Genomic DNA, 13,790 nt, shown 5'->3' on the forward strand with positions numbered 1-13,790 from the left:
CTTCACATCCTTTATTATCTTTTTATTCTTTCAATCACTCTCAATTTTGCAGAATGCGCTCGATGATTGTTAAGTAGTTCTTCTTCACTCGGTAGAATCGGCTTTCGTGATACTAATTTAAACTTCGGCTGTAATTCATCGGGAATCACTGGCAAGCCTTGTGGGATATCCTGCACTTCACTCTTTTCCTTGAAGATTGACTTAACTAGTCGATCTTCAAGCGATTGAAACGTAATGACACTAATTCTTCCGCCAATCTCAATCAGTTCCAAAGCTTCTTCCAATGACTGTTCCAGCGCCCCAAGTTCATCATTAACGGCTATTCTAATTGCCTGAAAAACCTTTTTTGCTGGATGTCCACCTGTACGCCTTGCCCTGGCAGGAATCGACTCTTTTATCAGTTCAACCAGTTGACCAGTTGTTTCAATTCGAGCAACTTGTCTCTCTTTTTCTATTCTTCTAGCAATCGATTTAGCATATTTTTCCTCACCATATCTAAAGAAAATACGAACTAACTTTTCATATGACCACTCATTAACAATCTCTTCAGCGGTCAATTCTTGAGCCTGATCCATTCGCATATCAAGCTTAGAATCATAACGATAGCTGAATCCACGCTCTGCATTATCAAACTGTGGTGATGAGACTCCTAAGTCATATAAAATCCCGTCTACGCTAGTAATACCCTCCGCTAATAATTTTGCATTAAGAAACCTGAAATTTGCTTTTACGAAGGTAACCTTTCCAGAAATCAACTCGTCTTTAAACCTGTTCTGATTGTATGTAATGGCTGTTTGATCTTGATCAAAGGATATGAGATGTCCCTCTTCAGAAAGCTTAGAAACAATTAATCCACTATGTCCGCCACCACCTAAAGTACAGTCAACATAGATACCATTTTGTTTAATTGCTAATCCTTCTACTGCTTCATTCAATAGAACAGTTGTATGTCCAAAATCTGCCACGTTAATCCCCCATTATTAAAGACCAAAATCAATCATATTTTCAGCAATTTCATCAAAGTTAGTTTCTGCTTCTGTCGAGAAGTCATCCCACCGTGCTTCAGACCATATTTCAAATCTGTTTGAGACGCCCACAACAACACACTTTTTATCAAGTGAAGCATGACTGCGAAGTGACTTTGGAATACTTACTCTTCCTTGCTTATCAAATTCACACTCAGTAGCTGCGGAATAAAAAAATCTTACAAATGAACGGGCATCTTTTTTTGTGAGTGGAAGTTTCTGCAGCTTTTCTTGCAAAATGTTCCATTCAGATTCAGGGTATCCAAATAAACAGCCATCCATTCCACGCGTTATTACAAAGACTTCGCCTAAATCTTCACGAAACTTTGAAGGAATAATCAAGCGCCCCTTCTCATCAATTGCGTGCCGATATTCACCCATAAACATGTAAGACACCCCCTTGACACTACTATATTTTGATACTACCACATTTCCCCACTTCACACCACTTTTTCACCCACAAATTACCACTTAATTATTAAATTCTCTTTTCAACCTCTAAAACAACTTTTTAATAGACAAAAACTTTCGTAATTAGAAAATTCTTCAATGCATTAAGATACTAAAAAAGCTGTCTCAAACAATTAAGTTTGAGACAGCTTTTGAAACCAATAAATCTTATATGCTAAGAATAAATAATGGGATAAATAAGCCATATACCGCAAGTCCACAAAAACGAAAATATGATTTAAAAAACACACGATAGATTATTTCGCCTTCAATATATGCATACACCAGAGTCATCATAATTCCTAGTAAGCCTAATCCAAAAAACAAGAACGGGATTACTGATAATTCCAGTTGTGTTAGTGAGGTCATAAAAATACAATATATCACCGGAATAATCATTAAATAAGGTATTCTAAGCTTTCTTCGAATTTTCCTAGGCAAAAATTTCTTCAGAATTACTAAAGACAAAAATACAATTAGAATTAGCAGTAACTGATAATACCATGTCATCTCAATCACCTATGCCCTTACTCCCGTAATAAAAAAGTATCATGCAACGCATTTACTGCTACTTCTAAATCGGCTGCCTTAACTAGCACCCAAATTGTTGTATAGCTATCTGTTGTTTGCAAGATTTCAATATCATGACTGGCCAGAGCCGTTACAATTCTTGCTGCTATTCCAGGTGTACCCATGATTCCAGCACCTACAATCGACACTTTCGCACAGTTTTCTACCAAGGTATGAACAATCTTTTTACTCTGAAGCAATTCCTTAGCTAGTTCAGATTCTTCATGGTTTAAGTTGAAAACCACTTTTTCAGGTAAAATATTAATGAAATCAACACTCAAATGATTATCTGCCAATAAGTTAAATACCTGATCAGCTGAAAGATTCTCTGTTAAAACACTGAATTGAGTCAACCCAACTTGATGAGCAATTCCTGTGACGCTCCGATAATCTTGTAAGGCAAGGTTCTTATCCGAAATTAGTGTTCCTAATTCGTCCACTCCGTCCCAAGTTGAACGAATTCTCAATGGGACATGCGCTTGCTGTGCAATTTCAACAGCCCGCGGATGAATAACTTTTGCCCCTTCATGTGCCATATTTGCAACTTCTTCATAGCTCACATTTTTTAAAAATTTAGCTTTCTTTACAAGCCGTGGGTCGCCAGTCATCATTCCAGAAACATCAGTAAAAATATCAACTCTTTTAGCTGATAAAGCTGCCCCCAAAAGTGCAGCCGATGTGTCACTACCACCTCTGCCTAGAGTTGACATATGACCTTCTCTCGAAAGTCCTTGGAAACCAGCCACGATCACTACATCATTTTCAGAAAAGGCTTTATTGATATTTTCGGTTTTAACATCTAAAACCTTAGCATTTTGATAATCATTGTTAGTCCTAAAGCCAGCATCTGGACCAGTCATTGCCGCTGCAGAAATGCCCTCTTTTTTTAATAGCTGTGTAAATACAGCAGTTGAGATAATCTCACCAACTGAGACAATCATATCTAATTCACGTGCTGACAAACTCGTTTGATCTGCATCTACAAGATTCAAGAGCGAATCTGTGGCATACGGTGCCCCTTTTCTTCCAATTGCAGAAACAACCACTACCACTTTATACCCTTTCTCTAAGGCATAACACACATGTTCAAGTGCCTTGTGCCGTGCCTTATCATCTTGGACCGATGTCCCACCAAATTTTTGTACCATGATCTCCATTACTCTTTACCTCGTTTCGCTTCAATTGTCGTCGCTATTAAATTACAAATAAATGAAATTTTGTTACTAGATTTACTCATTCAATTATAATTGTTAGTTTATGTAAATTCAATTTGTTTTAGAAAGTCTTTGTATACATAGTTTCCAACAAAGACCGTTTGACACAATTCACAGTAAAAAGTATAGTATATTGTAAAGCTTATACGAAAGGTGAATTTTGTTGTGGCAAAGAAGAAAAAATCACGATTTCAAAAAATTACAATGGTAGTTGTTTGGCTGATGATTGTTGTTACTTTAGGTACCGTAGTTCTTAGTGCAATCTTCTCAGTAATGGGATATTAGTTATTAGAACTCCATAAAAATATATACTAAATCCAAAAAAGGGACGCGTTAATACGTGTCCCTTTTTTTTGGATACATTTATATTGAATTAGCTTGTGAGCTAGCTATAAATATTCTATTCTTAGTTCCTTTTGAAGTTCTAGGAACCCACGCCTGCATATATACAAATTTTTTTAATCCACTCATCAGTATTTTCTGTTGGTGCAACTCTACCGTTAATCAATTGGTTTACATACGGTTTAGAAAGACCAAAATGATCGGCTATATCAGACTGCGAACTCGGTTTTAGTTTCATCCGTTTATTTCTTTTTAGACTTAATAATATTGCATCCGTAAGATCATACTCCACTTTAACCACTCCAATTCACTAATAAATTATCTAACTTATTTGACGATTACCACATCTTATTATAGAATCAATCAGTAATATCAAAATAATTTTCCCTAACTAATGTATCAATTTTATTTTCTACATTATGTTAATAGGTAAATTATACTAACTTATACGTTAGATTTCAATTGTTTTTCTAACTTTTTAGTTATATTAAATTTATTGGGAGTTTTAAAATGTATACATTAGAAGTAATTAAGCAACTTGCTAAAGAAAGAAATATTTCCGTTTATGAACTTGAAGAAATATTAGGGTTTGGAAGAAATACGATTTATCAATGGTCACATCGAACACCATCTATTGAGCGCGTCAAAAAAGTCGCTGATTATTTTGGGGTTTCCTTAGATTACTTAACTGGTCGAAGTTCTAAAAAAGATATAAGCAAAATTGATTTAGCAACTGTTCCCGATGGCGTACTTACATTTGAAGGGAAAGAAATTCCTGAAGACGAACTTGAAATAATTCGTCATCTATTGCGAAACAAGCCTTCAAAATAAGCGAGGTGTGTAGCCCATTGGAGGAATTATTAAAATTAGCAAAAAAAGAGCATATTAAAATTATTTGGACGCAGGAACTTGCTCCCACAACTCCACCCGTTGCTATTTATAATCTAAGAAGTATTATCATGAATTCTAATTGGCATAACCCCAATCAATTCATTTTTCAGTTGGCACATGAATTAGCTCATTTAATTTATGGGGATCCACTTGATCTCTATTTATATAATCAAACCCCTGCACAAAAATTTAAAATTGAGTCAAAAATTAATGATTATGCGTTGCAAATTATATTTAATTTGTATAATGAAATCCCCTACAGTGAGATCAACATTGTATCCTTTATGCAAAAATATGAGATTCCGGCGCATTTAGAAAATCGCGTCCGTTTCTTGATTGGCGAGAGTGTGTTGTAAATATATAAAATTCAAGATTACACAAGGGATTCTCCTTTATTCAGGACACTATTTAAAATGTAAAGCAAAAAAATCTGGCATTAACTGATTTTCATCAGCTAATACCAGAACTTTTTTATTCTAAATAAATATACTCCATAAGTCAAAACTCTCCGTCTAACTTCGAATTACTCATAGCAAAGTGCCTGCTATGTTCGTAATTTCGAGTAGTACTCAAATTTTCCCGACCTTGTACTGCCTATCTATATTAGTAATTTGTGTTAATATTCAAGCTCTCTTACTTTATAGCACAATTCCTTTTACACGTATTAACGACGTCTTTCAGGAATACGAGCTGCCTTACCATGTAATGCACGAACACAACATAGGTATTTAGTTGATACTCTTTTTATATTCAGATAATTATCTCTTCCTATTATATAACTTAAGTGATGTGTGTTTAGCATTCGCTTGATTTTCACATCATATTCATATTTTTGCCCCTTATTTGCCCCTTTTTCTTTATGATTGTATTTTATCTTATTTCTCTATCGTTGCTATGCCATCTTTGGTCGTTAAAGCAGATGAACTTAATCGTGAAGTTTGTCTGCTTTTTTTATTTCTAAAAAAGTTTGATTTTCCTATTGACGTATCTATAAAGATACGGTATTATATAAACATAGAAAGAAATCCAAAAAATAAAGGGGATAATAAATATGATTAATGCAAACTTTGGAGATTATGATTTAGTACAGGTATCAGAGAACGAGTTCAAGAAAGTATTCCATTCAAACGTTCAAGGTAAAAATGAAACATTCACGATTCTTAGCAAGGATTTAGACGCATTCAAAGCTACCGTTAAGGAGATCGAAGAAACAGAAGATACAGATACTAAATTCAATGATATTGACTATATTGAACGTGAGTATCTAATCTAATTTGAACTTTTAGGGCATTAAGCCCTATTTGTGTTTATGGAGGCAAAATGGAAAATATCATAGATCTATCAAAAATTAAGAAGCTGCTAGATAGCGATATATCTGCTTATGCTATTTCAGAAGAAACTGGTTTAACTCGTGCTATGATTAATCGCTACCGAAAAAATGAATCAAAATTAGAAAACATGACTATCAAAGTCGCTTTAAAACTGCAGAAATGCTATGATGAGAAATTTAATATGGGATTAATTGGAGATAGTGGACAAAACATTAGCTATGATTCAGAAGAACTCATTGCTGAGCTAAAAGAAGACATCACAGATTTTGGAGACTTTGAGTGCTGGGCGTGGATTAAAAAAATTGACGGTGTAAAGATATATACGAACTACGACTTCAAAGATGGCGCTACACAATTAACAAAAGACGAGGTTAAGACTGCACACGAAAATGGAGAACAATTCGAGATACTGAAAGCTAAGCATTTACTGGAACTGTTAGAGAAACAGAATGAAATTTTGTAAACAAAAAAGCCCCACTCAATTAAGAGTGAGGCTTTTAAAATGCGGTCCAACTTGCATATCTGAAACAGATTAGCATTTTAGAACACGAATATTATTTGATTTTTAAGTATCCTGAATGTTCGTCACAATTTACCCAAGCCTAGCAGTCTAGCTGCTTTATATTCGGAACCTGTTCTTGTTGATTTCACAACCTTAGAAAGATTCTTACCGTTGATAGATATATCACCAAACCCTTTACTGTTAGCCCACTTAAAAGCTTTTCCAATTTTTTTAGCTCTGTCCTTGCCAATCCAAACTGTTTGTCCTTTTTCAACATGGCCTTTCATTGAAGTATTCGCTATCTTGTCAGCCAACGATTTCAACGTAGAAAAACTGGATGTCTTAGGTCCTGAACTTCCTCGACTGCCACTCTTTCCACTGCTTGAACCTCTCCCACCCATTGTTTAGTCATCCTTCCTATATTTTTATTTTCAAAATATTCTATTCTATCAAAGTCTACATCAATGCTTTTGCCATAAATCAAAACCTCTCGCGGATCAATCCGCTCTATCATTTCATTAAACCCTTTTATGAACATCTCTTTATTAAACTTATTGTTCATAATACCCACTGTACTAACTGTTACTATGCTGTGTGTAGGTAGGCCCTCAAAACAAAAATCAAAACTTTTTTCATCAGACCATGAAACAGTTGGAATAACTTTGATTCCTAAGTCTTGATAATATCTTCCTAAAACTCTGCTACGATAAACGTTATATATTTGAATTGGTAATGGCATATCTTTATACAAAGAAAAATCGGGTGTAAAGATACCATCAAACTTTTTAAAAAGCTCAACATATTTTTTTGGACTGTTCCAAACACGTTCAAATTGATAATCATCTAAATAGAAATGAATAAAAGAATTGTGTTCAGATTTTGAAAGTGCATAATTGAAGCCTGTCAGTTGTGTAGGTATTGCTCTTTCAGCTTTCAATATTGGCATCTCAAAAGTATCAAATCCGACATTGCTTAAAATATCTAGGTTATATTTGCTAACCGTCCTTTTACTTCCCAATTATCACACCTCATTTTTAGAATGGTTTAACACCTGCATTTAACTTCTTCTGCATGGCAGCAACCATATTAGAATATCCACTTGAAATTTTACCATCTACTGGTGTTCCTAATTTACGTTGCATAGCTCTAATTGTTTGCGGACCCATGTATCCGTCTTGTGTCACGCCTAAATGCTTTTGGAGTATCTTAATTAGTGAACTAGGTTTACTAATCTTTCCGTCTTGATACTTCATGTTGTAAATTTGCTGAAGTCTTAGGGTAGTTGCTGAACCCCATATACCGTCAACAGTCAATCCTGTTTTAACCGTCTTCTTAGTAACCTTAGTTACATTGGTTGTTGCTGAATTTGAGATAACTGAGGTCGTCCCTGCGGTGTAGTAAGTGTCATATAGCTGTGATATATCAAAGCGTCCTGAAATGCCTGTAAACGTCATTTTAGAGCTAAACTGCCAAGCATGGTTAGATGTATACCTATCGACTGTCACTGTATATGGATATGCTGCAATCCAGCCTGTCCCACTCGATACAGATAGATATTTGCCTATCCAGCTTGCAGATGTGTAGATGTCTGTGCGATATCCTGCTGCTTGCACGATTGCGTTAAAGGCGGAGATATTAGCGTCATTAACTGCTTTAGAGTTCTTCTTGAATACACTTGATTCAACGTCAACAGCTAATACAGCACCTACGCCTAGCCCGTCAGCTTTAGCATTTTGAACAGCCCAATATGCTTCCGATTGTGCTTTAGCAAGTGTGCCGAATCTTGCAAAGTGGTAACCATTAGTGTACAGTCCTGCATTAGTTGCGTTTGCGATTGCATTCTTGGCACCACTCCAGGCATATGTGCTACCTTCCGAAATTTTGACTGTAACAGCTTTTACACCGTAATTATTTCTGATTGATGTAAAATCAGATTGACTAAGTGTTGTGTTGTTCCCCGATATATCAATCATATCTGTACGTGCGGCAAACACACTGACTGCAAAAATAAAAGGAGCTATGAAAGCCCCCAGTCCTGCTAATATTTTTTTGAGTTTCATAGTTACCTCCTATTTTTTGTTCCAACAATATTTCCATCTTCATCAAGAATGATACCTAATGAATTAGCTTTTGAATTATTCTCACTCCCCGTCAATTTATCCACTACTGCGCTAATTTCATCAATCTTCTTCTCTATTCCGCTCGTATCAACTGATTTTGATGCCTCAGTTAGAGCTTTGTTTCCAGTAAAACTACCAATGAAGCCAAGTACAGAACTCAGTAAAAGTCCAATAATGATCACATCTGATTGGCTAAAAATCACATGAAACCCATATTTTGCAATCAGCACAAAAAGTACAACCATGAATGTAGCTAACTGGACCCAAAATGATGGTTTATTAATATTTGCAGCTAACATCTTTTTTAAACTTTTCATTATTCTTCCTCCTTGATTTTTAACACCTGAACTTTTTTGTATAAAATCTCTCCCGTTCCATTTCCACCTAATGCCTTATAACTTGTAAAAATGTATTCCAAGTCATTCAGTTGTCCAGGAGTCACATATCCACGTGAAATATATTCAGTACAATTTGCATACAATTCATGATGCAGCATTGCAACCACACCTGCTTTGAGTAAAATATCAGATTTTCCTAGATCAATAATTTTTTGATTTTGTACATTGTCTTTATTTTGTTGAAGTGCCTTTTTATGATTAAGGTACTTTCCCCATTTTGACACTGCTTTCCAAAAAGCCGTTACAAAACCTAACTCCGCCATAATACTTATGAGCTGTTTGACCATCTCAAAGTCTACACTCATCTCACACCCCTTTTTGCCAACCGCCCGCCCTATTTGCTGTAAAAAAATAAGCCCTTAGGCCGTTACTGCTGTGAGCTTAGCAAGCATTGACTTAGCTAATGTTTCAAAATCTGCTTTTGTCATGTCGTCAAACGTTTTTCCGTCTGGTAAATCAGTAGAATTAATCTGTAAACTAGCACTAATTGAATTTCCGTCTTGTGAACCTGAGAGCCCTACCTGAACGCTTGTTGTAGCATTATCTGTACCAAATTGATAAGCTAATCTATTTAATGTGATTGTCATAATTATTTATCCCCTTTTTCATAATTTTCTTCAAGTTTGTCTAAAAGCAAGTCATAGATAACAGCGTCTGCATTACTCAGTTCATAATTGTAGTTATTCAGTGCTTCATACAGTGCTTTAATCTTCTCACTGTATTCAGTGAACTCAATACCTACCGTTTCTTCTGCCAAATCAGCAAGCTCCTTATCAAGCTCTTTGCCTTTTGACTCGTCCTTTAGGATATATTTATTATCTTTAACAATTTTTTCGCCTTTCTCGTCAACCTGAAAATAAGGGTCACGGACGGTATTTATCTCGTCGTTATATTCCTTATTCTTGTCCTCAATTGATTTAATTAGCTTAGTACGTCCTCGACTGGCTTTTCCCTTTAACTTTGCTTGTGCTAAAAAGTTACCAACTGCTACTAATTCTCCATTTTCAAACTCGATTAATTTACTCATTTATACTGTTTCCTTTCCGAAATCTTCATCAATTTCCAAACGTGTATTTTCATATCCCAATCTCTTAGCTTTGACTTCATAACTAACTTCAAGATTTGGTACATTAGATTCAATAATAAAGTAGTCTTTACCCTGCTCAGATACCCATGCATAGCCATTCCCGTAGCTTGATACAAATACATGGTAATCAACATTTGTATTAACTGTTTCAAGAAATAGACTATCCATCATAACTTTTACTTTTGAACCTGAACCAGTGTTTACTTTTGCCATATCTCCGAAGTAATATTCAGCTGTTTCATAAGCACTAATAGCAACCCATCCTTTTGAAGTTTGGACTATAGCATTCTTAGTACCCGAGACTGAAAAGTCACCAACTACCCATCCCTTCCCATACACACTGAATTGCTTAGTTGTAACATCAACCTTATTACTTGAACTAGAACCAATAGTAATACCAGTGCTTGACATTTGAATGCTATTTGAATAACTATCGCTTAACTGAACACCATAACCACCGTATACAGATGTAGGCAACTTTGTTGAAACATTTGAGAAACTGATATAGGCGGTTTCTGAACTAGTTGTCACTAAATCTGATGAGACACTTTCGTAAAAACCTATTTCAGAGCCATCAATAACAAGTCCTTTTGATGTTCCACTGCTTGTCTTTAATGCCATTCTTGATAGATTAAAATATACTCCTTGTCTTGATGTATCAGTAATACTCATTGTTCCACTATCAATCTCAATATCTAGGGTTCCACTGCTACTTTTAATTGAACCTTTCTGAAATAACACTTCGCCAGTGCTTAAATTAAGTGACAAATTAGAACCTGAAATTATTCCAGTACTAATATTATTCGCATTCAGATTAATAACGTTAATCAAACTTGCATCAATCTTGCCTGCGGTCAATTTGCTTGCTGACAAACTGGAAATCATAGCATCCTTAATAACAGCACTATCAATCGTTGTCGTTCCTGTAATGTGGACTTTTGCGCCATCAATGAGAATGCCCTCTGATGATACGTTTATCTGGTTAATAACATCTTTTTTCTGAACGCGTAGATTGATGTTGTCTGAAAGCTGCTGAACTTGTGAATAATTAGCAATTTCTGAAGCCGCAGGACACCATGGTGTAGCAGTTGACCCTAACTCAACTTTTACCTCATTAAAATATAAATCTGCAGAGCTACCGCTAGTTGATGTCGCATTATTATCAAAGCGTAAATACGCATTCCCGATTCCAGAAGCTACGGTAAACGTGACTGTATAATATTGAATACCAGATGTCGAAAATTTGACACTTTTTACTAATTGCTGAGAAACAGTATAGTTATCAGTCGTGTTATTTGCTGCTCTCCCTAGTAGGAAAACATCTGCGTTTGTTAATAAGCCATTGTTAAACGCTTTAAAACTCAATGTATACGTTTTCCCAGATGTTATAAAAAATCTAGGACTTGAAGCTGTTACTTCGCTAGTTGTTGTGTTGTGAATGACAAATAAATAAGATTGACCACCATTATAAAATGAATGCTTAGTAAGATTTGTATTGTCCCATGCAATCTGACTAGTATCAGCATTTGAATTCGATACTAAATTCGCTCCCACTGCACTGTTAGACCAATCAGTTTGACTAACTTTACTATTAATTAGGCCACTTAGGATTGTTTGGTCTGAATTATAAGTATCACTTGTGACACGTTGTTGAATAGCTTGGTCTGTCTGCGTTCTGTAAGATGTGAAAGCTGAACTATCTACTTTGTTGATAAAAGCATTAGATACTTGCGTTTGATAACTTGTAAAAGTATCATTGTCCACTTTCTTTGAAACAGTTGTTGCAAGACCATCAACGGTAGCTGATAAACTAGTAACTGCTGTTACGGTAGCATTATCTGCTGGATTGGTTGAATAATCAGTAGCAGTTGAACCCTTTTCGAGTTTGAAATTATTGTTATATGTTCCTGTGTTGTTCGGAGTATTAGGTCCAAACTTAATATAAGATACTCCCACAGGTATTGTTATTGTTTCAGGAGAACTTGTATTTATTTGTGCATCATTCATCCTACTAATATATGTTTTTGCGGAGTCATATGTCGCAATTCTTGAAACATACGAACCAGAGTCACCAAAAATAGATATTGTATACACTTCACCAGCTGTAACAGGAATATAGTCTGTTGTAAAACCATTCTGAAAAGTAACAATAGTGTTACCGCTGAATGTTGTTTTAGGTGAGACTGTTTGACCTATGATTAGGTTAGTACCAACTGCACTGTTATTTACCTGTGTTTGAACACTGGATATGGTTGCGTTGATTCCAGACGCAGTAGTAGTTATCTGATTTGTCGTCCACGTTTGCGTCGCATAACCTTTGGCATTTATAGCGTTATCAACCTGTGAAGCGGACATCTTTAATGCCAAGCCATTCTTCAGCTCTGCGATAGTCATGGTTGAACCATCTTTTAGATCTGTAACGGACTGGTTAACAGCATTTGCGACATTTGAAGCGCTAGTTGCCTGTGATATTGCAGTATTAGCAATCTCTGATGCAGTGTTCGCAGTATCTGCTGCATTTTGAGCGTTAGTAATTGCTACACTTGCATTATTTATTGCAGTATTAGCTGTCTCAACTGCAGTACTTGCATTCTGCTTAGCTGTATCTGCTTCTGTCATCGCAGCTGTTACGTTCTCAGATATCTCAACCCCTGTTGCATCAGAAACTTCTTGATTCCAGCGAGTACCATCATAAATCCATAATTCTTTTTTATCTCCATTAGTACGCCAATAAATATCACCTGAAATCAAATCAGTCAGACCAAGCGTGTTAGGGTCGTCAGTACCTGTGAATGTTCTATTTTTACCATTAGCAGAGTAATACACGGTTATTACATCTTGCTGTAACTGTTGAATAGCATTTGTCGCCGATACTTGTGCGCTCTGTAATTGTTCCGCTTGTGATAAATCTCCTGCAGTAACTGTGTAACCAATACGTTTCTCATTAGCATCAAACTCTTCTTCAAGTTTGATAATTCTAACTTTGCGTTTGAAATTAAGTTTTTCATCTATCGCTAGAATCCAATCGCCAACCTGTGGGCTATCATAGTTAGGATAACCAGCATTTTCTAGATCATACATATTAAGAGATACAGACACAGCAAATGTTGCATCAACTCCTGTTTTAACAGCAGCTAACAAGTTATCTGAAATGGTATAACGCTCATCAACGATAGGATCCAAGTCAAGAATGCCATATGTTTCAGCTAAATCAGAGGTATATTCTACTTCAAGCCTGCCCTTAGACGTATCATCTTCATCATTGTAAGCACCAAATCCCTTACCATGAGTTGCAAAATTAGATATGTTGTTTTCCTCGATTAAATCAGATAAGTTAATTCCATACCTAGCAATACTTGTTAAATCTGAACCTATTTGAGCCTTTATAGTGACTTTAAGATTACTAATTTCAAGTTCAACGCCTGCATCGGAAATAATATCTGATAGTAAGTCAGCTTTATTTTTCATACCCCAGTTGTCTTTTTCAAACGCTGCTACAGTAGTTTGTAAATCATATGTGTAACCACTACCACTAAAAAGAGCACTAAGATAAGCTTCAAAAGTATGTGACCCACTCCAACTTTCATAAAATACTGACTTAGAGAAATCCCACAAAAATTTATGCACTGCATCAAATTCAACTGTATTATCTTCATCATTTAATTTTGTGTAACTTATGACATATTTTTCATCTTGAAATTTAAAACTCCAACCATAACCTATATTCTGTAATACATCATCACCATTAAAAATAGTGCCTGAAATAGAAATATTCCCCGAAACATCAATTGTTCTCGTAAGATTCATTTGAGCAATATATCCATTGCCATCTTTATCATAAAACAACGTCAATTCTGCTC

The 13,790-nt window shown here is 35.5% G+C and carries 18 protein-coding genes; 5 read left to right on the top strand and 13 right to left on the bottom strand.

Annotated elements, in window-relative coordinates; genetic code table 11:
- Nucleotides 1-14: 14 nt before the first annotated feature.
- The 4 genes from rsmH to dapG form a co-directional block, all read right to left on the bottom strand.
- Nucleotides 15-965 carry a 16S rRNA (cytosine(1402)-N(4))-methyltransferase RsmH gene (gene rsmH, locus FFX44_RS02015; protein ID WP_289977368.1) on the bottom strand — a complete coding sequence of 317 codons (951 nt, stop codon included), beginning with the start codon at nt 963-965 and terminating at the stop codon, nt 15-17.
- A 15-nt stretch (nt 966-980) separates the two neighbouring features.
- Complete coding sequence (gene mraZ / locus FFX44_RS02020) at nt 981-1,412, bottom strand: division/cell wall cluster transcriptional repressor MraZ (protein ID WP_289977370.1); 432 nt, start codon at nt 1,410-1,412, stop codon at nt 981-983.
- Between the two features lie 231 nt (nt 1,413-1,643).
- Nucleotides 1,644-1,985, bottom strand: a complete 342-nt coding sequence (locus tag FFX44_RS02025) for a DUF3397 family protein (RefSeq protein WP_289977715.1) — start codon at nt 1,983-1,985, stop codon at nt 1,644-1,646.
- A 17-nt stretch (nt 1,986-2,002) separates the two neighbouring features.
- Nucleotides 2,003-3,202 carry an aspartate kinase gene (dapG, locus tag FFX44_RS02030; protein ID WP_289977371.1) on the bottom strand — a complete coding sequence of 400 codons (1,200 nt, stop codon included), beginning with the start codon at nt 3,200-3,202 and terminating at the stop codon, nt 2,003-2,005.
- A gap of 222 nt (nt 3,203-3,424) precedes the next feature.
- On the opposite strand from dapG, the gene FFX44_RS02035 reads away from it, so the two are divergent.
- Nucleotides 3,425-3,544, top strand: a complete 120-nt coding sequence (locus FFX44_RS02035; protein WP_289977374.1) for a DUF4044 domain-containing protein — start codon at nt 3,425-3,427, stop codon at nt 3,542-3,544.
- Nucleotides 3,545-3,683: 139 nt separating this feature from the next.
- Here FFX44_RS02035 and FFX44_RS02040 read toward each other — a convergent pair whose 3' ends face one another.
- Nucleotides 3,684-3,893, bottom strand: coding sequence for an XRE family transcriptional regulator (locus FFX44_RS02040; RefSeq protein ID WP_289977377.1), 210 nt, complete (start codon nt 3,891-3,893; stop codon nt 3,684-3,686).
- Nucleotides 3,894-4,111: 218 nt separating this feature from the next.
- On the opposite strand from FFX44_RS02040, the gene FFX44_RS02045 reads away from it, so the two are divergent.
- The 4 genes from FFX44_RS02045 (at nt 4,112) to FFX44_RS02060 (ending at nt 6,286) form a co-directional block, all read left to right on the top strand.
- The gene (locus tag FFX44_RS02045; protein WP_289977380.1) at nt 4,112-4,432 is read left to right on the top strand and encodes a helix-turn-helix transcriptional regulator; all 321 of its coding nucleotides are present in this window, start codon (nt 4,112-4,114) and stop codon (nt 4,430-4,432) included.
- Nucleotides 4,433-4,449: 17 nt separating this feature from the next.
- Nucleotides 4,450-4,848, top strand: coding sequence for an ImmA/IrrE family metallo-endopeptidase (locus tag FFX44_RS02050; protein ID WP_289977382.1), 399 nt, complete (start codon nt 4,450-4,452; stop codon nt 4,846-4,848).
- 695 nt (nt 4,849-5,543) lie between these two features.
- Nucleotides 5,544-5,765 (top strand): hypothetical protein, encoded by a 222-nt coding sequence (locus FFX44_RS02055; protein WP_289977384.1) that lies wholly within the window; start codon nt 5,544-5,546, stop codon nt 5,763-5,765.
- 47 nt (nt 5,766-5,812) lie between these two features.
- On the top strand, nt 5,813-6,286 hold the full coding sequence (locus tag FFX44_RS02060) for a hypothetical protein (RefSeq protein ID WP_289977386.1): 474 nt from the start codon (nt 5,813-5,815) through the stop codon (nt 6,284-6,286).
- Between the two features lie 122 nt (nt 6,287-6,408).
- On the opposite strand, the gene FFX44_RS02065 is transcribed toward FFX44_RS02060, so the two are convergent.
- Genes FFX44_RS02065 through FFX44_RS02100 form a run of 8 tightly spaced genes read right to left on the bottom strand, consistent with a single transcriptional unit; the run spans nt 6,409 to nt 13,782 of the window.
- Nucleotides 6,409-6,726 carry a hypothetical protein gene (locus tag FFX44_RS02065; RefSeq protein WP_289977736.1) on the bottom strand — a complete coding sequence of 106 codons (318 nt, stop codon included), beginning with the start codon at nt 6,724-6,726 and terminating at the stop codon, nt 6,409-6,411.
- A complete protein-coding gene (locus FFX44_RS02070) occupies nt 6,645-7,343 on the bottom strand; it encodes a DUF4417 domain-containing protein (RefSeq protein WP_289977388.1) in 699 nt (232 codons plus the stop codon). Before FFX44_RS02070 ends, FFX44_RS02065 begins: the two co-directional genes overlap by 82 nt.
- 16 nt (nt 7,344-7,359) lie before the next feature.
- Nucleotides 7,360-8,385: a GH25 family lysozyme gene (locus FFX44_RS02075; RefSeq protein WP_289977390.1), complete on the bottom strand. Its 1,026-nt coding sequence runs from the start codon at nt 8,383-8,385 to the stop codon at nt 7,360-7,362.
- A gap of 2 nt (nt 8,386-8,387) precedes the next feature.
- On the bottom strand, nt 8,388-8,762 hold the full coding sequence (locus FFX44_RS02080) for a hypothetical protein (RefSeq protein WP_289977394.1): 375 nt from the start codon (nt 8,760-8,762) through the stop codon (nt 8,388-8,390).
- Nucleotides 8,762-9,148, bottom strand: a complete 387-nt coding sequence (locus tag FFX44_RS02085) for a hypothetical protein (RefSeq protein ID WP_289977396.1) — start codon at nt 9,146-9,148, stop codon at nt 8,762-8,764. Before FFX44_RS02085 ends, FFX44_RS02080 begins: the two co-directional genes overlap by 1 nt.
- A 54-nt stretch (nt 9,149-9,202) precedes the next feature.
- The gene (locus FFX44_RS02090; RefSeq protein ID WP_289977397.1) at nt 9,203-9,430 is read right to left on the bottom strand and encodes a hypothetical protein; all 228 of its coding nucleotides are present in this window, start codon (nt 9,428-9,430) and stop codon (nt 9,203-9,205) included.
- Between the two features lie 2 nt (nt 9,431-9,432).
- Nucleotides 9,433-9,870: a DUF1617 family protein gene (locus FFX44_RS02095; protein ID WP_289977399.1), complete on the bottom strand. Its 438-nt coding sequence runs from the start codon at nt 9,868-9,870 to the stop codon at nt 9,433-9,435.
- Entirely contained in the window at nt 9,871-13,782 is a 3,912-nt protein-coding gene (locus tag FFX44_RS02100; protein WP_289977400.1) for a phage tail protein, read from the bottom strand.
- Between the last annotated feature and the right edge of the window lie 8 nt (nt 13,783-13,790).

Origin of the sequence: Lactobacillus sp. UCMA15818 (genome assembly GCF_030400225.1) — a bacterium.
Classification (GTDB): domain Bacteria; phylum Bacillota; class Bacilli; order Lactobacillales; family Lactobacillaceae; genus Liquorilactobacillus.